22 protein-coding genes and 5 pseudogenes are annotated in these 18,729 nt (G+C 68.8%); 9 read left to right on the plus strand and 18 right to left on the minus strand.

Translation table 11 applies throughout. The annotated features are described in order from the left end of the window. Positions 1-5 precede the first annotated feature (5 nt). The gene (locus ACFVYK_RS23220) at positions 6-272 is read right to left on the minus strand and encodes a hypothetical protein (RefSeq protein ID WP_389777095.1); all 267 of its coding nucleotides are present in this window, start codon (positions 270-272) and stop codon (positions 6-8) included. A gap of 470 nt (positions 273-742) precedes the next feature. On the opposite strand from ACFVYK_RS23220, the gene ACFVYK_RS23225 reads away from it, so the two are divergent. Beyond that, complete coding sequence (locus ACFVYK_RS23225) at positions 743-1,102, plus strand: ester cyclase (protein ID WP_389777098.1); 360 nt, start codon at positions 743-745, stop codon at positions 1,100-1,102. Positions 1,103-1,161: 59 nt separating this feature from the next. On the opposite strand, the gene ACFVYK_RS23230 is transcribed toward ACFVYK_RS23225, so the two are convergent. Together ACFVYK_RS23230 and ACFVYK_RS23235 are read right to left on the minus strand one after the other, a co-directional pair. Beyond that, entirely contained in the window at positions 1,162-2,127 is a 966-nt protein-coding gene (locus ACFVYK_RS23230) for an ATP-binding protein (RefSeq protein WP_389777100.1), read from the minus strand. Then, positions 2,124-3,136, minus strand: a pseudogene (locus ACFVYK_RS23235) (helix-turn-helix transcriptional regulator). Before ACFVYK_RS23235 ends, ACFVYK_RS23230 begins: the two are co-directional and overlap by 4 nt. On the opposite strand from ACFVYK_RS23235, the pseudogene ACFVYK_RS23240 reads away from it, so the two are divergent. Then, positions 3,102-3,275 (plus strand): annotated as a pseudogene (locus ACFVYK_RS23240) (transposase); the annotation flags it as partial. The pseudogenes ACFVYK_RS23235 and ACFVYK_RS23240 sit on opposite strands and share 35 nt — an antisense overlap. 9 nt (positions 3,276-3,284) lie before the next feature. On the opposite strand, the gene ACFVYK_RS23245 reads toward ACFVYK_RS23240, so the two are convergent. Next, positions 3,285-3,848: a TetR/AcrR family transcriptional regulator gene (locus ACFVYK_RS23245; protein ID WP_389777102.1), complete on the minus strand. Its 564-nt coding sequence runs from the start codon at positions 3,846-3,848 to the stop codon at positions 3,285-3,287. Positions 3,849-4,015: 167 nt separating this feature from the next. Between ACFVYK_RS23245 and ACFVYK_RS23250 the strand changes: the two genes are divergently transcribed. The 4 genes from ACFVYK_RS23250 (at position 4,016) to ACFVYK_RS23265 (ending at position 6,502) form a co-directional block, all read left to right on the plus strand. Continuing rightward, on the plus strand, positions 4,016-4,519 hold the full coding sequence (locus tag ACFVYK_RS23250) for an SDR family oxidoreductase (RefSeq protein ID WP_389777105.1): 504 nt from the start codon (positions 4,016-4,018) through the stop codon (positions 4,517-4,519). 71 nt (positions 4,520-4,590) lie between these two features. Continuing rightward, positions 4,591-5,655 (plus strand): aldo/keto reductase, encoded by a 1,065-nt coding sequence (locus ACFVYK_RS23255; protein ID WP_389777106.1) that lies wholly within the window; start codon positions 4,591-4,593, stop codon positions 5,653-5,655. A gap of 132 nt (positions 5,656-5,787) precedes the next feature. Then, positions 5,788-6,009, plus strand: a complete 222-nt coding sequence (locus ACFVYK_RS23260; protein WP_389777109.1) for a hypothetical protein — start codon at positions 5,788-5,790, stop codon at positions 6,007-6,009. 220 nt (positions 6,010-6,229) lie between these two features. After that, entirely contained in the window at positions 6,230-6,502 is a 273-nt protein-coding gene (locus ACFVYK_RS23265) for a hypothetical protein (RefSeq protein ID WP_389777112.1), read from the plus strand. Positions 6,503-7,113: 611 nt separating this feature from the next. Here the strand turns inward: ACFVYK_RS23265 and ACFVYK_RS23270 are convergent. The 6 genes and pseudogenes from ACFVYK_RS23270 to ACFVYK_RS23295 all read right to left on the minus strand — a co-directional run. Further along, positions 7,114-7,227 (minus strand): annotated as a pseudogene (locus ACFVYK_RS23270) (transcriptional regulator); the annotation flags it as partial. Between the two features lie 26 nt (positions 7,228-7,253). Next, positions 7,254-7,646: pseudogene (locus ACFVYK_RS23275) on the minus strand (IS982 family transposase); the annotation flags it as partial. A gap of 113 nt (positions 7,647-7,759) precedes the next feature. Further along, positions 7,760-8,117: pseudogene (locus tag ACFVYK_RS23280) on the minus strand (non-reducing end alpha-L-arabinofuranosidase family hydrolase); the annotation flags it as partial. Positions 8,118-8,193: 76 nt separating this feature from the next. Then, complete coding sequence (locus tag ACFVYK_RS23285) at positions 8,194-8,355, minus strand: hypothetical protein (RefSeq protein ID WP_389777115.1); 162 nt, start codon at positions 8,353-8,355, stop codon at positions 8,194-8,196. A gap of 129 nt (positions 8,356-8,484) precedes the next feature. After that, a complete protein-coding gene (locus ACFVYK_RS23290; RefSeq protein ID WP_389777117.1) occupies positions 8,485-9,405 on the minus strand; it encodes an HD domain-containing protein in 921 nt (306 codons plus the stop codon). A 990-nt stretch (positions 9,406-10,395) separates the two neighbouring features. After that, entirely contained in the window at positions 10,396-10,944 is a 549-nt protein-coding gene (locus tag ACFVYK_RS23295) for a hypothetical protein (protein ID WP_389777119.1), read from the minus strand. A 135-nt stretch (positions 10,945-11,079) separates the two neighbouring features. On the opposite strand from ACFVYK_RS23295, the gene ACFVYK_RS23300 reads away from it, so the two are divergent. Together ACFVYK_RS23300 and ACFVYK_RS23305 are read left to right on the plus strand one after the other, a co-directional pair. Next, positions 11,080-11,733 carry a hypothetical protein gene (locus ACFVYK_RS23300; protein ID WP_389777122.1) on the plus strand — a complete coding sequence of 218 codons (654 nt, stop codon included), beginning with the start codon at positions 11,080-11,082 and terminating at the stop codon, positions 11,731-11,733. After that, positions 11,730-12,356, plus strand: coding sequence for a hypothetical protein (locus ACFVYK_RS23305; protein ID WP_389777124.1), 627 nt, complete (start codon positions 11,730-11,732; stop codon positions 12,354-12,356). Before ACFVYK_RS23300 ends, ACFVYK_RS23305 begins: the two co-directional genes overlap by 4 nt. Positions 12,357-12,361: 5 nt before the next feature. On the opposite strand, the gene ACFVYK_RS23310 is transcribed toward ACFVYK_RS23305, so the two are convergent. Next, positions 12,362-12,532, minus strand: coding sequence for a hypothetical protein (locus tag ACFVYK_RS23310; protein WP_389777126.1), 171 nt, complete (start codon positions 12,530-12,532; stop codon positions 12,362-12,364). 43 nt (positions 12,533-12,575) lie between these two features. On the opposite strand from ACFVYK_RS23310, the gene ACFVYK_RS23315 reads away from it, so the two are divergent. Further along, on the plus strand, positions 12,576-12,875 hold the full coding sequence (locus ACFVYK_RS23315; protein ID WP_389777129.1) for a hypothetical protein: 300 nt from the start codon (positions 12,576-12,578) through the stop codon (positions 12,873-12,875). On the opposite strand, the gene ACFVYK_RS23320 is transcribed toward ACFVYK_RS23315, so the two are convergent. The 7 genes from ACFVYK_RS23320 to ACFVYK_RS23350 form a co-directional block, all read right to left on the minus strand. Beyond that, positions 12,865-13,290, minus strand: a complete 426-nt coding sequence (locus ACFVYK_RS23320) for a hypothetical protein (protein ID WP_389777131.1) — start codon at positions 13,288-13,290, stop codon at positions 12,865-12,867. The two genes, ACFVYK_RS23315 and ACFVYK_RS23320, sit on opposite strands and share 11 nt — an antisense overlap. Continuing rightward, positions 13,290-13,916 (minus strand): FAD-dependent oxidoreductase, encoded by a 627-nt coding sequence (locus ACFVYK_RS23325; protein WP_389777134.1) that lies wholly within the window; start codon positions 13,914-13,916, stop codon positions 13,290-13,292. The genes ACFVYK_RS23320 and ACFVYK_RS23325 overlap by 1 nt, the downstream gene beginning before the upstream one ends. A gap of 77 nt (positions 13,917-13,993) precedes the next feature. Next, a complete protein-coding gene (locus ACFVYK_RS23330) occupies positions 13,994-14,605 on the minus strand; it encodes a TetR family transcriptional regulator (protein ID WP_389777137.1) in 612 nt (203 codons plus the stop codon). A 221-nt stretch (positions 14,606-14,826) separates the two neighbouring features. Beyond that, positions 14,827-15,903 (minus strand): S8 family serine peptidase, encoded by a 1,077-nt coding sequence (locus ACFVYK_RS23335; RefSeq protein ID WP_389777139.1) that lies wholly within the window; start codon positions 15,901-15,903, stop codon positions 14,827-14,829. 158 nt (positions 15,904-16,061) lie between these two features. Then, positions 16,062-17,141, minus strand: coding sequence for an ABC transporter permease (locus ACFVYK_RS23340; RefSeq protein ID WP_389777142.1), 1,080 nt, complete (start codon positions 17,139-17,141; stop codon positions 16,062-16,064). Continuing rightward, complete coding sequence (locus tag ACFVYK_RS23345; protein ID WP_389777201.1) at positions 17,138-18,070, minus strand: ABC transporter ATP-binding protein; 933 nt, start codon at positions 18,068-18,070, stop codon at positions 17,138-17,140. Before ACFVYK_RS23345 ends, ACFVYK_RS23340 begins: the two co-directional genes overlap by 4 nt. Positions 18,071-18,074: 4 nt before the next feature. Beyond that, positions 18,075-18,539, minus strand: coding sequence for a GntR family transcriptional regulator (locus tag ACFVYK_RS23350; RefSeq protein WP_389777145.1), 465 nt, complete (start codon positions 18,537-18,539; stop codon positions 18,075-18,077). Positions 18,540-18,729 lie beyond the last annotated feature (190 nt).

Here is an 18,729-nt window from a genome sequence, read left to right on the forward strand (position 1 = left end):
TCCGTTCAGTCCGGAGTGCGGCGTTCGTCGTCCAGGTGGGCCATGGCGTAGAGGCGCTCGTCTGGGTGGCGGGCGAGGCGGGCCATCACCCACGCGGTCCTCGCGTCCATCCCCTCGCCGGAGTCGGCGGCCAGGCGCCGCGCCTGCCACGTGGTGCGTGGGGCGAGCACCCACCGTGCGAGCGGGAACCGGACCCTTCCGGTGCCGGCCGCCGTTCGGCCTGCCCCGTCGGGGTCCCCGGAGGCGGGCTCGGGGGTGTTCGGGTCGGTCACGAGCGCGAGTCTGGCGACGGTCACATCACCACGACGGATATCGGGCCGGAGATCACCGAAACAGGCGGCCTCGGAGCCCGATGGTTGACGCCTGCTGGGTTAAGCGGCAAGAGCTGAAGGCCGCGCACGGAGTCGACTTCGTGGATCGCGCCCCGCTCGGGCACGGGTGCACCGTACGGTCGCTTAGGTGTCGACGGTCACCTTCCCCACCTCGAACGTCACGCAATTCCCCACCCTCGTCCGGGCTGCGGTGCTCGGTGAGGGAACGTGGGTCTGTAGGGGGAGTTCATGGGTTTCGTGATCGCTCGTGCGGGATGATCTCGGTGTGCGTAGTGAGGACCGCCCGTTCGAGTCCGAGTCGGTCGAGATGAGGTTCTTCGCTGTCCCCTCCGGAGTCGGCATCCCGCGCAGGTCCGCACCACTTTTCTCATAAGCTGATCCACGCCCATGTCCGGGACAGGAAGCGTGAGATGACAGACGACGTACGAGCCCTCGCAGAGCGCATGTATGAGGCATTCAACGTGCGTGACCTCGCTGCGGCACGGGCGATCTTCTCGGCCGACTTCGTGAGCCATCCGTTGGGCACCGTTGGCGTCGACAGCGTTGTGAAGGCGTGGAGCGGGCTCCACGCCATGTTCCCGGACATTCAGGTCATCGTCGAGGACATGCTCGTGGATGCAGACAAAGCCGCAGTCCGTACGAGCCTGCACGGCATCCCGGCGGAGGTTGAGGAACAGGCTCTCCCCTCGATGATGGAAATCTTCCGGGTGCGGGACGGCCGCATCGCCGAGCTGTGGGGCCTGTCTTCACTCAGCCGCCCCGGGCACTGAGTTCAGCGTTCAGCCTCCCTGGGAACGGTCCGAGAGACAGGCGATGGGACCGGTGAACGTCAACCGTTCGTTCTCAGCACGGAACCCAAGTCGGGGTGCACTCGCCCTGGGGTGATAGACGTTCGTCTCGTGTTCCGGGACTGTGTAGTGCAGTGACAGCAGATGCAGCATGATCCTCTCCAGCTGAGCGGTGGCCGGAGAGGATCATGCCACCGCATCCCGCCCGGACGGGACGAAGGCCCGGCAGTTGGCTCGTGCAGCGGCGGGTCGGTGGGGTCCGTCGAGTTACGGGGCCGTTTGCCGGGTCGGTAGCTGGGGCCGTTCATGATGACCTGGCGGCCGGCGTTGATGAGCCGGTCGAGGAGGGACTCGGCGACGACCGGGTTGGGGAAGAGGGGACACCAGTCGCTGGGCGCCCTGTCGCTGGTGGTGATCAGGGACCGGCCCTGCCGTTCGGAGACGAGTTCGTAGAGGTCATCGGCCTGGGACGCGGACAGCTGGCGCATCGCGAAGTCGTCGAGGATGAGCAGGTCGGGGCGGACGAGTTCGCGCATGCGCTTGTCCCAGGTGCGGTCCGCGTGGCCGCCGGCGAGCTCGGCCAGGATCCGGCTGGTCTTGGTGAATCGGACACTGGCGCCCTGGCGGACGGCCTGATGGCCGAGCGCCTGGGCGACGTGTGTCTTCCCGACGCCGACCGGCCCGAACGGCTCGTAGGGCTCCGCTCCCGCAGTCGAGCGAGGTCCGCTTCGGCACCGGCCGGGCCGGGGCCGGGGCCGTCGACGTCGCGTGCTGCACCACGGCTCCGTCGACGCGGTCCTCCCCCGCCCACCCCGAAGTCGCCTGGGAGCAGCTGCGCACGGTGGAGGAAGGCCGGCGCTCCCCCCTCGCGTCACTGCACCCGGCCGACGGCACCCGCGCACGCCTCCTGCGGTGCAGCCCCCGCACCGGGGCCCGTGGACGTACCGGATGCGGGGGTGTTCACACAGCCGGCGTGAGCGCGGCGCCCAGGCGGTCCGGACGCTCATGGAGGCCCGTTCTCGTACAGCTCCGGCGTGGTGCGGGCGGCGTGGGCGTAGCGGGCGGCGAGGTCCCCGAAGGCGGTGGCCGGTTGGGGTGGGCCGATGACTTCGATATCGGTGTCGAAGCGGCCGATGGCGGCGGCGAGTCCGGTCCATGACCAGGAGCCGAGGATGAGCCGGCGGTGATGGGAGCCGAGTTCCTCAACGATTCCGTCTTGGGCGAAGGGCGCGACGTCGGCGGCCGGGAGGCGGAGGATGACTTCGCCTTGGCAGGGCCAGTCGGTGGTGGTGCCGTCGTTGCCGCGGAATCGGCCGGTGATGAAGGTGGAGACCGTGCCGCCGGGGAGGTCACGAGGGGTGAAGCGGGGGCCGGTGGGTGTGCGGGGCCGGATGCGGTCGACGCGGAAGGTACGCCAGTCCTCGCGGTGGAGGTCCCAGGCCACGAGGTACCAGCGATGACGCCAGGTGACCAGGTGATGGGGTTGTACGCGGCGGACGTCATGGGCCGAGGTGTTTGGACCCGGGGCGTGGTCGAAGCGCAGTTCCTCGCGGGCGTGGATGGCGCGGCTCAGGTCCATCAGGACCTGAGTGTCGACCTGGGGGGTGTCACCTGCCGCCGCGGGCGGTTGGACGGCGGTGATGTGCAACAGGTCGATGCGGTGGCGCAGGCGGGGTGGCATGACCTGGCGGAGGGTGGCCAGCGCGCGGGTGGCGTCTTCGGCGACGGTGGTGCCGGCGGCCGCGGTCTGCAGCGCGACGGCCAGGGCGACGGCCTGGTTGTCGTCGAACAGCATGGGCGGCAGGTGAGTGCCGGCCTCCAGGCGGTAGCCGCCGGCCGGCCCTTTGAGGGTCCTGATCGGGAGCCGAGTTCGCGCAGGCGATCGATGTCACGGTGCACTGTGCGTGACGTGATGCCGAGACGCTCGGCGAGATCATCGCCGGACCAGTCACGAGGCGTTTGAAGGAGCGAGAGCAGCGCGAGCAGCCGGGCGGATGGCCGCCGCCGCTGGGTCATCGAGCGGACGGTGTCCTGGCTGTCCGGCTACCGACGTCTGAGCCCTCGCTACGAACGCGATCCCCGAAACCACCTGGCCTTTCTCGGCCTCGCCGCCGCCCTCTGCTGCTACAAACGACTCGTCCGCCTCACCACATAGGACATCGCCTTAGCGGGGCTTGAGTCCGTCGACGACGACGTCCAGCATGCGGTTCAGTTGGGGGCGCTGCTCGGGTGCGCCGGCCACAGAGAGCAAACCGGCGAGGATGCTGCCTACGTCGGTCGGGTCGATGTCGCTGCGCAGTTCTCCTGCCGTGGCGCCGGCCTCGAGCACCATCGCCAGGACCTGCTGGACCTCGTCGCAGACCGGTCCGGTACCGAAGCGGCCGGAAGCGCTCATGGCGACCAGGGCCTCGCAGATGCCGCGTCGTTCGCCGACCCAGTCGGCGAATCGGAGCATCCACGCGTGGAGGGCCTGTGCGGGCGGCTCGGTAGCCAGCAGAGTGCGCGCGTCCTCGCGCAAGGGGCGGATCTGGTCCCGATAGACCTCTTCGACCAAGTCCTCTCGGGTGGGGAAGTGCCGGTACAGGGTGGCGTTCCCCACTCCCGCGCGCTTGGCGATCGCATCCAGCGAGATCGCGCGTCCGGATGCGAAGGCTTCGGCGGCCGTGGCGATCAGCTGCTCGCGGTTGCGCTGCGCGTCGGCGCGCAGGGTGCTGCGTGGACGTGTCATGACCTTCGCGATCGTGAGTGTCAGATGAGGTTCGGGAACGAATCGGGGATGGTCAGTGTACGGCGAGACAAGCGGGGAGGTCCCCGTTCAGTGTACGGTGAGGTAAACAGGGAGGTCCCCGTTTATGGACGGTCTCGCCCACTGCTTCAGCGACGAAAGGTTCTGCCATGCCTACAGCGCTCATCACCGGGGGGACGACCGGGATCGGCAGCGCTACGGCCGACCTGCTGCACTCCCGCGGCTACCAGGTCGCGGTCACCGGACAGAATGCTGATTCCCTCGCACGGGCACGGTCCGAGCTTCCCGACCACGTGCTCGTCGTCCGATCCGATGCGCGCGTGCTCGGATCCCGTCGCGGCGGCCCTGGCGCCACGGTGGGGGCGGCGACGCGGGGCGCACTGCCGGCGATGGTGCCCTCGCTCGCGCTCGAACTGGCTCCGCGCAGGATTCGCGTCAACGCCGTGAGCCCCGGGATCACCGACACCCCACTGATCGACAAGTTGGGAAGCCCCCAGAGCGGCCGGGACGCGATGCGCTCGAAGATCCCCTTCAAGCGCTTCGGATCCAGCCAGGAGGTCGCGGAAGTCGTCGCCTTCCTCGCCTCGGACGCCGCCGGCTACATCACCGGCCAGGACGTCACCGTGGCCGGCGGCTACGGGCTCGGCGCCTGATGAGCATCCACGGGCCCTCGACCGGTCCGCACGCAACACACGCCAGGAACCACACGTCACAGGAGAACACGATGGCGCTCACGCTCGACACCTACCGGCAGCTGGGACGTTCCGGCCTGCGGGTCTCACCACTCGCGCTCGGCGCGGCCACCTTCGGCAACGACTGGGGCTGGGGCGCGGAGCAGGACGAGGCGCGGAAACTGTTCGACCTCTACGTCGAGCGGGGTGGGAATTTCATCGACACCGCGGTCACCTACACCAACGGCACCTCGGAGCGCATGCTCGGCGAGTTCGCCCGTGACCGACGTGACAGTCTGGTCCTTGCGACCAAGTACACGACGCTGCGTCGGCCCGATGACCCCAACTCCGGCGGCGCCAGCCGGAAGAGTCTGTTCGGCGCGGTCGAAACGAGCCTGCGGCAGCTGAACACCCACTACATCGACCTGCTCTACCTGCACGTATGGGACTCCACCACTCCCGTGGAGGAGATCCTGCGTGGCCTGGACGACCTGGTACGCCAGGGCAAGATCCTCTACGTCGCCATCTCCAACACCCCGGCCTGGCAGATCTCACGCATGCAGACGATCGCTGACCTGCGCGGCTGGTCGCCACTGACGGCGCTACAGCTGGAGTACAACCTGGTGGAACGCACCGGGGAGCGTGACCTTCTGCCGATGGCCCAGGAGCTGGGACTGGGAACCGTGCTGTGGTCCCCCTTGGCGGGTGGGGTCCTCACCGGCAAGTACAGCCGCCAGGACTTGACCGCACCGGCGTCCGACCAGATGGAGAGCGCCCGCAAGAGCTTCAACCTGGCCCTGGGCGGAGTGACCGAGCGCAACCTCGCCATCGTGGATGTCGTCAAGGAGCTCGCGGAGGAAATGGGCCGGACCCCTGCACAGGTCGGACTGGCCTGGACCTTGCACAACCCAGGAGTGACTGCGCCCATCATCGGGGCGCGAACTGTCGGACAGCTGCAGGAGAACCTGGGAGCCCTCGAGGTCGACCTCACCCCGTCCCAGATGGCGCGCCTGGACGAGGTCAGCGCGATCGATCTCGGCTTCCCCCACGCCATGCTCGCCAGTGACCACATCCGCGTACAGACCCGCGGCGACCTGAAGATCCAGGCCCGCCACTGACGGACGCGCACGGGGGCGCCCTCCCGCCGTTCCCGTGCGCTCGGGCGCGACGCCGGCTTCGGCCTTGAGAACAACCTCGGCGCGGGTGATACAGCCGTCCTTGTCCGCATCGGTCCAGTGCTTGAAGGCGTCATGCTGGTAGCCGGTGCGATCCTCATCGAGAACGGTCAGGCGGGCCAGGGCGTCGCGCACGGGCAAGGTGATGGTGGTCTGCCCCGGCCCTCGTCCAGCGGCGCCGACGGCCGGGACGGCGTGAGCCGCGGCGGGGATGAGCAAGGCCGCGAACGCAGCGGCGACGGCGGCGGTCCGGGTGAAGTACACGACGGTGCCCTCCTCGAAGACGACTGGTCGTGATCTTCGTAACGGGCCCGGAGCGTGACCCGCCCGGGAAGCAGCAGCTCTACCCGATCGGGCGGTAAGTGCGATGGACGGCGCCTGCGGCGGCCTGCTCAGGGCTCCCGGACCGGCGCGGCACCTTCGAAGACCTGGCGGACATGCGGCGCACCGCCGACGAGGGTCACGCCCGCGTCCTTGCGCTGCGCGAGGAGATCGTCCGGTCGTTAGCCTGGGCGGCATGGCTTCTTCCGACGAAAGCGCTGCTGCCTCCGTCCCTCGTCGCTACACCGTCGTGTTGCGCCCATCCCGCCCGGAGGGCAGCGGGACGGGCGGTGTCTTGCGCACGGCCCTCGTGGACTTCACCGGTGAACTGGGCGCGTCCGGTTACCCGCGCTACGAAGGCGAGGGGGTTCAGGCCGACATCGATCCCGAAACCCGTGCGGTAGAGGCGGTCACGCTCGACGGCTCAGAACTCCCCTACGGGTGGGTGGCCCAGATCTCCGAGGACTGACCCTCCTGGCGACCCACCGCGCAGCCAGGGGAGAGCGCTGACCTGTGCGTGGAAGACCGCGGGAAGCAGCGGTGCAAGGGTCATCGGCACCTGCTGACCGCACCAGGGGCGCGCAGTGACAGGCATCTGGCCAAGCTGCGCACGAGGGCCTGGCCGAACGGATCACGCCGACGCGGACTGGACGCACACGGAAGTGGTTCCCGACCCGGTACGAGGTGCAGGCAGACTCCGAGCGGCCCGAGCTGCGCGGACGCCGGCCGCCTCGGTCGGTGTCCGAACCCGGCTGCGGCGCGGTTGAAGAACAAGGGTGTAGGTGCTGTACGGGTGTGGTGTCAGCAGAACCTGACGACGGGTGTGGTGTCAGCGGAACCTGACGACGTTTGTGGTGTCAGCGGAACCTGACGACGATGCACGCGAACCTCGCTGTGCAGGAAGACCGACCTTCTCCTGACCCGGGCCCGGGCGCCGGGTGACCGCCCCACGTCGACATGGTTGAACACGACAGTCCGACCCCCGCAGAGACGCAAGAACCCCGGACCGCGTCGGTCCTGTGACTGAGTACGCTGGTTGGCCGCTTGAGCACACCAGTTGGCCACGAGTGGGGTGCGACAGGTGAGGGAGATCCCGGGCGCATCGGCAGGGCAGGCCGGGGCGTCGCGCAGGGCGAGCAGGATGCGGCAGCGGATCGCGGCGGCGAGCGCGCGGCCCAACCGGGCCGGCATCATCGCACCACGACCTAGCGAGTCATTCCGGCCCGGCCGGCCATGTCCGACCGCTTAACCGTCGGACGCGAGCGGCCGCACTCCACCGGCGTGGAGTCGACGATCCAGTGGTTGTCGAACCAGAGGTCCGTATCGACGGCCAGTAGCCGTATTGCCTTCTTGACCAGCGGCAACGCGGCCCGCAGCCGCTTGTTCCAGCCCGGCTGCCTGGGCACGTACGGGAACATCGCTCCCAACCGGGAGTCCACGAACCGCAGCCAGCGTGACTCCGAGGTGAAGCCCAGCAGAGCCTGCGCGACGGCGAGAGTGACCAGCTCGGAATCCGTCAGTCGCGGCGGTCGGCCAAGCCATCGGGTACCTCCGATCTCGTCGTCGATCTTCACGTACAGTGCGGCCAGCAGGGCGTCCAGGTTGTTCGTCACACAACGATCTTGGACGCCCTGTCTGCGTTCCCGGACGCACCGTCGACATTCGGAATGACTCGTCTGGGCATCGGCGGACCGCACCCCATCGCGATCAGCGTGGATCAGGCGGGTCAGCACTGCAGGGTGAGCAGGCCCGGCCGGTACGGCAGTTCCAGGTAGTCGGTGCCCGCCGGTGGCCCAGGTGGAACCGCCGTTGGCCTGGCCGGCGAAGGGGCTGCTCTCGCTGCCGGCCTGGACGGTCCACGGACCGTTCGGGCCGGAGGCGGTGAACGAGCGGAAGTAGCGGTTCGAACCCTGCGTCTCAACGATCGTCAGGTACTGGTTGTGGCCCTGGACCTTGTAGACCTCCGGCGCCTCGAACAGCAGGTCCTTTGCGTCGCTCATGATCGTCGTGTACGAGGAGCCGCAGCTGCTGGGGAAGTTCCCGATCGGCGTGCTCGCCCGGTAGATGTTGCCGTTGTCCACGGCGTCCTCGCCGGGCGCCCGGGTTGCAGGGTGCCGTCGTCGCCTGCGCTGCTCACAAGATCGTACGGGCCGGTGGTGGTCATGCCCTCGCTCCGGTGCTGGTGTCGGCCGCCTCAAGGACGCGCGGGAGATGGACGTGGAGGTGTTCGACGTCGACCTGGCGGCCGCGGGCGCGCAGTTCGCGGGCGAGGAGCTCGGTGAGGCCGGATGCCCTGTGCCTGCCGCCTGTTCTCTCGGCCATCGCGAGTTGTTGCTTCGTGTAGGTTCCGCGATTGAATGTCGAATGGCGGAGCGTTGAACTGGGGTTTCCTTCGAGTCCGCGTCAGTTGTCGTCGACGTCTGTCCGCAGAGTCGTGTCCAATCCTCGTGGTCAGCCGTTCGTGCCGAGGACGATCCAGTCGAGTATGGATCCGAGGAGAGCGTGGAGTTCTTGCTCGGTTTGGAGGTCTCGGTGCTCGGGACGGTTGTCCCCGCTGCCGAGGTCCACGAAGTCGAGTTCGGCTTCACCGCTGTTCCAGACGGTGATCTGTGTGACCCGGTTGCCGGATTCGACAGTCAGCCATGCGCTGTTCTTGAGTCGGCCGTCTTCTGGGGAGTGCCGCAGTTCGGCGGTGATCCCACGTGTGCGGAGAATCGCGTTGTTCTCGGCGAACCATGCTGTAAGCGCGTCTGGGAGGTTCGGAGGTCGTTGGCCGTTCCCAGCCGTCGGGTAGGACATCTGGAAGGCGAGGCGCTCATCGGCCTGATCCCCAATGCAAGCGAGCACACTGTCCAGGTCGAGGAACTCCTCCCAGACCGGCCTTCCGCTCGCCGCTGAGAGTCTGGCGACGACAAGGTCTTCAAGTTCGGGGACCCGCTTGTTCTTCCAGATCTTGTCGGCCAGGCTGACCAGGAGGTCTTCCATCCCGACCTCTTCTGTGGTCCAGGCGGCGTGTGTTCCGGCGAAGCGTGCCATGGCGGAGTCGACGCCTCGGGTCATCAGCAGTTCACGGCCTGCTTCTTCGTGCTGTGCACCGGGAGCGGACAACTCGGCGGGGTGCAGAGTCTTGCCGATGTCGTGGGTTGCGGCTCCGAAGAGAACCGCCTCCGGGTTGATGCCCAGATCGAGATTGCGTGTGGCGATCCATTCGAGGAGTTGCCCTGCAACGTCGTGGACTGCTCGCAGATGGGCGACCAGCCGCGGCGGAGCGTCAACACGGTGAAGCAGTTCGGCTGCGTCGATTGGCAGTGGACGCAGCGGGGGCCGACCGATGTCCTTGAGGGCAATCGACAGTACTCGCGAGGTCGTCACCGCGACAGGGTAGTCGTTGCGGTCGCAGGAGGGATCCGGCCTTCAGGGTCGGTCGGTTCCCGTCAGCTGGCCCTGGCCCGCACCGACCTTTCGTATGCGGTGCGATGTGCAGCGACTGCAGCCCGGTGCCGGGCCCCACTTCGAGGATCCGCTCGCCCGGGCTCGGGGTGAGCACCGCGTTGAGCCGGGCGGATGTGTGGAACGGCGACGGCAGGTCCAGCAGGCTGCGTTGGGCGTAGGGGTACCGTGGCTTGTCGCCGAACCACCAGGCGCCCGCGGCGCAGCGGCACTGAGGGCGCAGGCCCAGCGCAGGCGCGGTGCGGTCAGGACAGCAGAGCCCATGGTGTTCTTAAGCTCTGTGGTATCCGCGGTTGCAGCCCGGGTCGGTGTGGCGGGTTTCATGGGGGTGCGGGGCAGCGCTCGAACCGCCAGGCGGACGCGTACCGCTGCGAGCGGAGGTTCTGCGAACAACGCCATGACCAGCGCCGCGCGCAGTTCGCTCCCACTGGCCGCGGTCATCGTGTCGAACCAGGCGTCGACGGTGAGCAGGGCGGCCGTCGCGGCGGCGGCCGGTGCCAGTCGCCGATCCCCGCGGGAGGCCAGCAGACCTGTGGTGATCAGGCCGACCGCCTCCAGCGCGTCCAGACCCACCCAGGCGGCGGACCAGTTGGCCTCCGCCAGGGTCTCGGTGGGGCGAGGGGAGCGGGGTCGGGTGGTGCGCTGGGCGGAGGGTCCAGCAGCTCGCGGTTGCGCCGTTGCTGGGCGGGCGTGAGCGGCCGGGCCTCCACGCCGCCGTGGCCGTGCCAGAGAGGGGAGGCGGGCGGCTCGGGGCAGGCGAGGGCGTGGTCGACGTCGCGGTCGGTGCTGCTCATGAAAGTCCTCCAGGTGGAGTTCAGGAGTGGTCGCCTTGGCCCTTGGAGTTGGGCTTCGGCGTGAGGTCGGAGGCGAACCGCCCGCGGGCGCCCAGACTTGGGAAGCCGGGCCCGCCGGTCAGAGGTCCAGGTGGATCGTGATGGGTCGCCGGGGATCACCGGCGTGGGTGTGGACGGTGCGGAGGTGCGCGGCGAGGCCGGCGCCCCCGCCCTGGTGGGGCAGGTGGCAGTCCGGGCAGCCGCGGAACCAGTCGTCACCGTCGGGGAGTTCGGCCGGCGCAGGCACGACATGCCCCCGGTCGTCATCGAGGAAGGATCCGGCAGAGCCCTGCCCAAGGAGATCCTCAGCCAGCTCTGCGAGCGGCTGCACACCCTCGACCAGATCCGGGACGGCAGCGACGACGCGCGCGCCGCCACCGAGATCCTCGTCGATACCGGCCGACGCCCCGACGAGATCGGATGCCTGCCCTGGGACTGCATGGAGACCGACGAGCACGGCAAGTCCGTGCTCGTCTACACCGACTTCTGCCCTGGCCCCGTCTCCATGGCTCTTCCCCGGCAGCCAGCCCGGACGGCCGATCAGCACCACCCAGCTGACCCAACGGCTGAACCAGTTCGGAATCAGGCCCAACCAGGCCCGCAGCACCGCGCTCTTCCAGCTCGCCACCGAGATCCCCGCTGCGATCCTCGCCCGCACCCTCGGCATCCACACCGACGTCGCCTTTGCCTGGCAACGTCTCTCCGCGGGCGACTGGGCCACCTACGCCAACGAACTCAGCCGACGCACCTCAACGGAGAACCAATGAAGTTGCCGGTCGCAATCCACCAGGCCCGCTTGGGAGCCGACGAGTTCAGAGTCATCCGACCTGCCCGGCCTCTGAACCATGCAGTACTCATCGACCACGATCGGCACCTGGACGTGTATCTCGACCAGGACGCCGCCCGCCGAATCGCCGGATTGTGGATGCTCGCGGCACGCTCACCGCGTTCGTTGATTCACCTGCCGATGCGGGCAAACCGCCCGCCAGCCCGGGAAGTACCGGACGACGTCGGCTTCCAACTGGACCTGGTGCTGTTGCACCATTCGCTGCAGTTCACCCCCTCCCGCTGGAAGCAGGTGAGGAGTCGCCTCGGCTCCGGTCGTCCCCAGACCGTGAACTTGCCCGACGCAGATCCTGTCGACAGCGCCGCAGTCGACTGGGCAGCACGTCACTACCGGGAAAACCGCGACCTGTTTCACCAGCACCTTCATGCCGAGACGCTGTTCATGACCGGCAGCGCGAAGGTGTTCCGGGAGACCGCTCGACACTTCCTCGACGTCGCCCGCAACGGACCGGGCTACGTTCCGGTCCACCCCAGCTATCCGTACTTCTGCACCGAGCTCCACTCGAACGACGGCATCCTCGGTGACGCCCGCGAGATCCACATCGAGTACTGCGACCAGTGGAACCCGTGATCGACAGCTGCCAAGCACGTGCTGGCTATGGCTGGCGAGTCAGGCATTCGGACAGTTCCAATACCCCCACGTCACCATTAGTCACGGAAAAACGCACCCCTGCCGCGCTCGACAAACTTGTCTCGCACCAGTTCGACCGGCACGGCAACAAGATCTGGACGCAGGCCCGCCAGCTCCTGGAGCACGAGCACGCCCGCCTGCGGATCGGCCAGGTGTCCGTCCCCTACGGCATCTGCGTCGAACCGAGCGGCGTCAAGGTCGGCGGCCACGGCTGCCCGTTCCGGTTCCGCTGCGTCGGCTGCGACCACTTCCGCACTGACCCGTCGTACTTGTCGGAGCTGCGGGCCTACCTGGACACCCTGCTGAGGCACCGTGAACGTCTCGCGGCGGCCTCGGACCTCGACGCCTGGGCCCGCACCGAAGCGACTCCGTCCGACGAGGAGATCAAGTGCATCCGCATACTGATCCGCCGCGTCGAGACCGACCTCGACGGGCTCACCGAGGACGAACGTGAGCAGATCAAGGACGCCACCCGGACCCTGCGCAAGTCCCGCAACGTCTCCCTGAGCACGCCCGGAATCCGTCCGCCCGAGCCGGACCTGCGGCCGGAGCGGGACGCGTGAGCGCATCACCGGACCACCTGACCCGAGCGCGGGTCGCTGACTCCGACCGTCGAAGAAACCGAGTGTTCAAAGCCCTCGACCAACTGGCCTCCGCCGGCGAGGAGATCAGCGTTTCCTCGGTCGCCCGTGCCGCCGGCGTTCACCGCGGCCTGATTCACCGCACCGGTGATCTGCACGCAGCCGTCATCGCCCGCGCGGGCCAGCCCTTGCCCAGCACGATTGCCGGAACGCAGGTCAGCCGCAAGTCGCCTGGCCGACGTCGCGAACCTCACGACCCGCAACGGGAGACTGGCCGCGCACATCACCCGGCTCGAACGGTGCCTGTCCGAGGCGCTGGGCCGGACGGCTTGGGAAGCATCCGGCCTTGGGGCCCCGGCCGACATCGAGACGCTCGCACGCCGGACCACCGAGTTGGAGCAGCAGATTCTCGATCTGCGCGGCGAACTCGCCGAACGGGACGAGGACCTTGAAGCCGCCCGCGCTGCGAACCGCGAGCCGATGGCCCAGGTCAACCGCTGACCTGCTCCGGCTCACGGGCGCCGCTCAGCGGCGTGCCGAACCACTGGTGCAGTGCGGCTCGCAGACCGCTGGCGTCTTTCGGCTCGTGTCCGGTCCACGCTATGTGGGAGTCGGGGCGCAGCAGCAGGCCGGTCACGCTCGTGCTCTCCGCCTTGCCGCTTATGACATCGACCCGGTCGTGCCAGGGCTTCGCGGCCTCGGCGAAGTCGTCGCACAGGTCCAGCAGCAAGGGCCGGGCGGTGATGGTCAAGTCGGCCAGCCGACGGGTGCCTGCGCCGGTGTGGACCACGAGGTCGGGCGCGAAGTCCTCGGTGGTTCCAGCGAGCAGGTGGGCGATGCGTTCAGTGCCGCCAGGTGAGGCGAGCAGGTCGCCAAAGACGGTCCGCAGGGCACTGACTTCCGGTCCGGGGCGCATCAGTGCCGACTGGGACAGGGCAAGCTCCCGTAGCCGGGAACGTGCAGGCTGCCGTCCGGGCCCAGGTATTCGTCCGCCACGGACACGTTCGCGGAGCGGGTGACGAAGTCGTCGGTGGTCACGCCGGGGAAGCCGATGCCGGACAGGCGTCGCACCAGGCTGTGCCCCCCGTCAGCCCCTACCAGGTAACGGGCGGTGAGAGCCTCACCGTCGGCAAGGGTGATCCGGACGAAGTCGTTGTCCTGGTGCAGATCGGCCACCTCCTGCCCCCTGCGGAGGTCGACGCCGAGTTCCACGGCGCGTTCGGCGAGGACCTTTTCGATCTGCTCCTGCGGCGCCGGGAGCAGGCTCACGGGGTTGTCGTCGAGTCCTGTGAGGTCCAGCGTGAATGCGCCGAACATGTAGCGGGGCGCGGGGCGGGGCGGCTCGCCGGATCCGCTGATGCGTGCGTAGAGACCACGTCGGTCGAGCATGCGCACCACCTGACCGACCAGACCGTTCGCCCGGGGCTCGGTCTTCGGGCCGGCGAGACGCTCCAGCACAACCGGACGCACCCCAGCCAGTGCCAGCTCGCAGGCGAGCATCAACCCGTTCGGGCCGCCACCGACGATTACTACGTCAAGCATGACGATTTTCCTTTTTTGCGGAATGGCGGCGTAGAGGCTGCAAGCACCAGCCCCTGTTCAGGGTGGAAAGGAGGGGCCTACGGAGTGGGAAGTCCGGTGGCCACCATGCGCAGAGCCCGGGGCAGCAGAACCTCCATCGGCTCGCCCGTGCCGCCTTGCACGAACAGCTCGAGGGCGACATTGTTCGCGGCCATCACGCTCGCGGCCACCAGGCGAGGGTAGAGATCGGACCCGGGATCCGTGCCCGTGCGGTCAGCGATCGCTGCGGCAAGCTCCTTCTCCGCAATCTTGCTCGCCCGCAGCATCTCGGCCTCCAGCACGGGTTCGGCCAACATCACCCGCAGACCGGCCGCCCACTCATCGGGCTCCTGGGGTGGCATGTGCTCCACCTCAGGGCCAGGCTCCAGCTGCCGTAGTGCCGCCCGAGTGATTGCCTCCCACAAGGGCTCGCCGGGCGGTCCGTGACGCAGCTCGGCCGCGAGCCGCAAGGAGCGCTCAAGGTAGCGAAACGCAATCGCTTCGGCCTTGCTGGAGAAGTAGTTGTTGTAGGTGCGCGGAGACACCCCGACCGCCGCGGCGATGTCTTCCACCTTGACCGCACTCAACCCGCGCTCGACGGTGAGCCGGACTGCGGCCCAGCTCAGCGCTGCGCGCGTGGCTTCCTTCTTCCGTTCCCGAAGACCACTCATGCCACTGACGTCAGCAGAATCTGCGTGGCGCGCAATTATTCGCATCACGCAATTTTCTGGGCGGGGATCTGCCGACTCTGACTGGACGAGGCAGTGGGGCACGTGGACCTCGCGGCCATCGCCCGGTCCAGCGCCTCGTCCTGTGCAAGCGTGGGCACCCGCATGGGCCGGGCGAGTTCCAGGCTTCAGAGCCAGGCCCGGGTGGATGGACGCACGCCTGGTCAGGTCGCGGGGCCCTCGTTGCCTGCGGCGATCACGAAGAGGGCGCCGGAGGAGGCGGACAGCTCGTTCACCGCCTGTTCGAGGGGGTCGTCACCGGGGCTGTCGGGGCCGCCCAGGCTGAGGTTGACCACCTCGGCGCCCTGCGCGACGGCCCACTGCGCGCCGACGATGACCCCGGACTCCTCGCCGTGGCCGTCGTCGTCGAGCACCTTGCCGCTGATCAGCCGGGCGCCCGGCGCGACCCCCTTGTACTTGCCCCCGGAGTGCGCGCCGGACCCCGCGACCGTGGACGCCACATGCGTGCCGTGACCCACCCGGTCGACCGTGTCCGCCGCCTCGGAGAAGTTCTTCGCCGCGTCGACACGGCCTTTCAGGTCCGGGTGAGTGCCGTCAACTCCGGTGTCCAGCACGGCGACCTTGACGCCCGTGCCGTCGTACCCCGCCGCCCAGGCCTCGGGGGCGCCGATCTGCGCGGTGCTCCGGTCGAGGGCCGCCTCGACCTTCCCATCGAGCCAGATCTTCTCGACCCGGTCGGCGGCGGCCGACCTCTCCCGCGCTGTCCCCCCGCTGCCGGTGAGCGTCTCCCACAGGTCGGCGCCCTCGGACTTACGGGCCTTCAGCGCGTCCCCGTTGACGCTGGGCAGGTCCCGGCTGACCCGGGCTCCGGCGGCGGACAGCGCGCTCGGCGCGAGGGCGCGGCTGGCGTACGTCACGATCAGCGGGAGGTCGGGGCGGGCCGCGTCGTCGTAACCCCACTTGACCAGCTGCGTCACGTCGAACAGCCGCCGGTCGGCGGTGCCGTTCACGAGGAGCCGCTCGGCGTCACGCGGGACGACGTAGGTGCGGTCGGCGCTCCGCGCTATTCGGAAGGCGGTGCCTTCCCGACCCTTGCCGGGCCGCACACCGGTGACCTGTCCGGTGGCGTCCAGCGTGACCCGGTCACCGGTGACGAGGGTGACGGTCCTGGCCTTGCCGAGGGCTCCGGCCGTACCTGCCGTACCGCCGGCGGACTGTGCGGCCCCGGATTCCGGGGCGGCGACGAGCAGGGCCGCGGTAAGAGCGGCGGCGACGAGCACGGCGAGAGCGGAAGCCTCACTCGCTCGCCTCCTACGGTGATTCAAGGCATACCTTTCTCTCCGGACCTTCGGGCATGGCGAAGCAGCCCGGCGGACGGGACAAAGAAACAGAGGGGGAAAGAGGCGCCCCTTCGCAAAGGGGCGCGGGGCGTACGGACTCAGACGAGCCGCTTACGACCCCAGAAGAAGAGGAACGCCACGACACCGGCGGTCAGGGCGAACAGAATCGACGCGCCGAACCACTGCATGGCGTTCATCTGCGACATCGGGAGGTACTGCACCGACCAGCCCACGACGTCGGCCTTGTCCAGGCACACCTGCCGTGCCGCGTCGGTCTGCGACCCCGAACAGGTGCCCCAGCCCACCAGATCCCCGCTGCCGGTGACATACGACTGGTCGATTTCGTAGGCGCCGTGGGGGAGCGACGGGGACACGTTCTCGCCTGTGACACCCTTGTTCGTCGTGACCGTGACGACGTTGCCGAGCGACAGCAGGAAGTAGCCCCAGACGAGCTGGAGGACGACGGTGAAACCGAAGGTGACCACCATGGCCGTCAGCGTGCGTCGCAGCACCACACCGATCGCCACCCCGCCGAAGACGGAGAAGAGGGCGAGGGCGACAGGCACTGGGCCCGTCGTGTTGAACGCGGCGCCCGAGGTCCAGTCCATGACCGTGGCCTCGGACTTGACGGGGTTCCACCACCAGCCGAACACCGCCGACAACACGCCCGTGCTCACCACGACCACCAGTCCGGCCAGCGCCAGCTTCGTGACGAGCCAGCGGGTCCGGCTCATCGACTGGGCGGCGACCAGCTTGGCGGTGCCGTTCTCCAGGTCGCCCGCGATGAGCGGGGCGCCGAGGAAGACACCGAGCAGGATGGGTATCGCCTGGAGACCCGTGGAGACGGAGGAGAACGCGTCTTTGTACTGCTGGAACTTGCCGCCCGCCTCGTCGAGGCTCTTGCCGGGATAGCCGTAGCCGTCGAGGAAGTCGACCAGCTGGCCGCGCTGGTAGACGATCCAGGCCACGGAGAGCGCGGTGGCGGCGAGGATCGTCCAGAACGCGGCCCGGTGCTGGCGCCAGACCAGCCAGGTCATACCGCTGAGTCGGGGGCGCCGGTTGGCCTCCGTGGTGGTCGCGTTCAAGGTCCCGTCGGTGGTCCCGTTCATGGTCCCGTTCTTGCCGTCGCTCGTGGAGCCGGTCGAGGTGCTGGTCGAGCTGCGGGTGAAGGTGCTCATGCCGCCACCGCCCCGGTGCCGAACCCCTGGCCATGGACCTGTGCGGTGGGGGTGATCAGCGGTGGTGCGTCGGGTGAGCGGAGATAGGCGAGCAGGAGTTCCTCCATGTTCGGGGCGTTGATGTCCCAGGGGCCGGTGACCGGGCCCTCGGGGCGGATGAGCGCGGTGAACTGCCGTCCGCTGGTCCGGGACTCGACGAGGGTGTGGTGCCCGAGGGCGGGAGGCATGCCGTCACCCTCCTTCGCGCCCGTGACCAGGGTGTGCACGGACATCAGCTCGTCCACGTCACCGGCGAGGCGCACTCCGCCGCCGGAGACGACGACGAGGTAGTCGCACACGTTCTCCAGTTCGGCCAGGACGTGGGTGGACATCAGCACGGTGGTTCCGCGCTCGGCGGCCTCGGCGAGGAGGGTGCCCATGATCTCGTGGCGCACGACCGGGTCGAGGTCCGACATCGGCTCGTCGAGCATCAGCAGGTCGGGGCGCTTTCCGAAGGCGAGGGCGATGGCGACGCGGGTGCGCTGGCCTCCGGAGAGGGTGCTGATCTTCGCGTCGAAGGGCACGTTGCCCGCGCGGATGATGTCCTCGGCGGCACGCTGGTCCCAGCCGGGGTTCAGCTCCCGGCCCAGACGCAGGGTCTCCGCCACGGTGAAACGGCGGAACAGGGGCTTCTCCTGGGCGAGGAACGCGGTGCGCCGACCGGACTCCACCGAGCCCGGAGCCTCACCGAACAGGCTGATCGAGCCGTTCGTCGGCTGCAGGACATGGGCCGCGATGCTCAGCAGCGTGGTCTTGCCCGCCCCGTTGGGTCCCACCAGGCCGCAGATCCGTCCCGCCGGGAGACGGAAGGAGCAGTCCCGCAACGCCCAGCCCCGCCGGTAGCGCATCCCCAGCCCGTACGCCTCGATCGCCGGTTCCCCCGCGTACATACCTTCACTCACCTGTGCTCCTGGTTGTCGTGGCCCCCGTGGACCTTGTCGTGGACCCCGTTGCCGCCACGTTCCCGGCGGCGTACTGCTTCTCCATCGCCGACGCGACCAGCGCGGCCACGTCCTCCTGCTCCAGACCGGCCCCGGCCGCCTTCGACATCCACGCCACCAGCTCCGCGTACAGCGGCGAGTCGGTGCCCGTCTCGGGGCGGCCCAGCGTGCGGCGTACGAAGGTGCCCTGGCCCGGTCGCGGTTCGACCAGGCCCTCGCGCTCCAGCTCGCGGTACGCCTTGAGGGTGGTGTTCGGGTTGACCGTGCTGGTCGCGGCGACCTCCTTGGCGGTGGGCAGCCGGTCACCCGGCACGAGTACGCCCAGCCGGAGGGCCTGCTTGGTCTGCTGCACGATCTGCTGGAAGGCGGGGACCCCGCTCCGCCTGTCGATGCGGTACTCCACGATCACCACCATCATTCCACTACTTGATTAGTGGAATGATGGTGGAGGGGCGCGAGGGCGGTTGTCAATGCCGACCGGGGACGAGGAGAAGCGGGTGGAAGGCACGCTGACCGTCTTTTTTTGGGACATCAGCGGACAGGGAACAAGGCATGTCCAGCAAGAGACGCCTGCTGGTGGCCGGTCTGACGATGGCCCCCATGGCCGG

This window comes from Streptomyces sp. NPDC058291, from assembly GCF_042880855.1.
In the GTDB taxonomy this organism is placed as follows: Bacteria; Actinomycetota; Actinomycetes; order Streptomycetales; family Streptomycetaceae; genus Streptomyces.

Bases quoted from the DNA above. Each gene is read 5' to 3' on its own strand.
- ACFVYK_RS23225 (WP_389777098.1), top strand. From the start codon at position 743: ATGACAGACGACGTACGAGCCCTCGCAGAGCGCATGTATGAGGCATTC.
- ACFVYK_RS23230 (WP_389777100.1), bottom strand. From the start codon at position 2,127: ATGAGCGTCCGGACCGCCTGGGCGCCGCGCTCACGCCGGCTGTGTGAA.
- ACFVYK_RS23245 (WP_389777102.1), bottom strand. From the start codon at position 3,848: ATGACACGTCCACGCAGCACCCTGCGCGCCGACGCGCAGCGCAACCGC.
- ACFVYK_RS23250 (WP_389777105.1), top strand. From the start codon at position 4,016: ATGCCTACAGCGCTCATCACCGGGGGGACGACCGGGATCGGCAGCGCT.
- ACFVYK_RS23255 (WP_389777106.1), top strand. From the start codon at position 4,591: ATGGCGCTCACGCTCGACACCTACCGGCAGCTGGGACGTTCCGGCCTG.
- ACFVYK_RS23260 (WP_389777109.1), top strand. From the start codon at position 5,788: ATGCTGGTAGCCGGTGCGATCCTCATCGAGAACGGTCAGGCGGGCCAG.
- ACFVYK_RS23265 (WP_389777112.1), top strand. From the start codon at position 6,230: ATGGCTTCTTCCGACGAAAGCGCTGCTGCCTCCGTCCCTCGTCGCTAC.
- ACFVYK_RS23285 (WP_389777115.1), bottom strand. From the start codon at position 8,355: ATGGCCGAGAGAACAGGCGGCAGGCACAGGGCATCCGGCCTCACCGAG.
- ACFVYK_RS23300 (WP_389777122.1), top strand. From the start codon at position 11,080: ATGAAGTTGCCGGTCGCAATCCACCAGGCCCGCTTGGGAGCCGACGAG.
- ACFVYK_RS23320 (WP_389777131.1), bottom strand. From the start codon at position 13,290: ATGCGCCCCGGACCGGAAGTCAGTGCCCTGCGGACCGTCTTTGGCGAC.
- ACFVYK_RS23325 (WP_389777134.1), bottom strand. From the start codon at position 13,916: ATGCTTGACGTAGTAATCGTCGGTGGCGGCCCGAACGGGTTGATGCTC.
- ACFVYK_RS23330 (WP_389777137.1), bottom strand. From the start codon at position 14,605: ATGAGTGGTCTTCGGGAACGGAAGAAGGAAGCCACGCGCGCAGCGCTG.
- ACFVYK_RS23340 (WP_389777142.1), bottom strand. From the start codon at position 17,141: ATGAGCACCTTCACCCGCAGCTCGACCAGCACCTCGACCGGCTCCACG.
- ACFVYK_RS23345 (WP_389777201.1), bottom strand. From the start codon at position 18,070: ATGTACGCGGGGGAACCGGCGATCGAGGCGTACGGGCTGGGGATGCGC.
- ACFVYK_RS23350 (WP_389777145.1), bottom strand. From the start codon at position 18,539: ATGATGGTGGTGATCGTGGAGTACCGCATCGACAGGCGGAGCGGGGTC.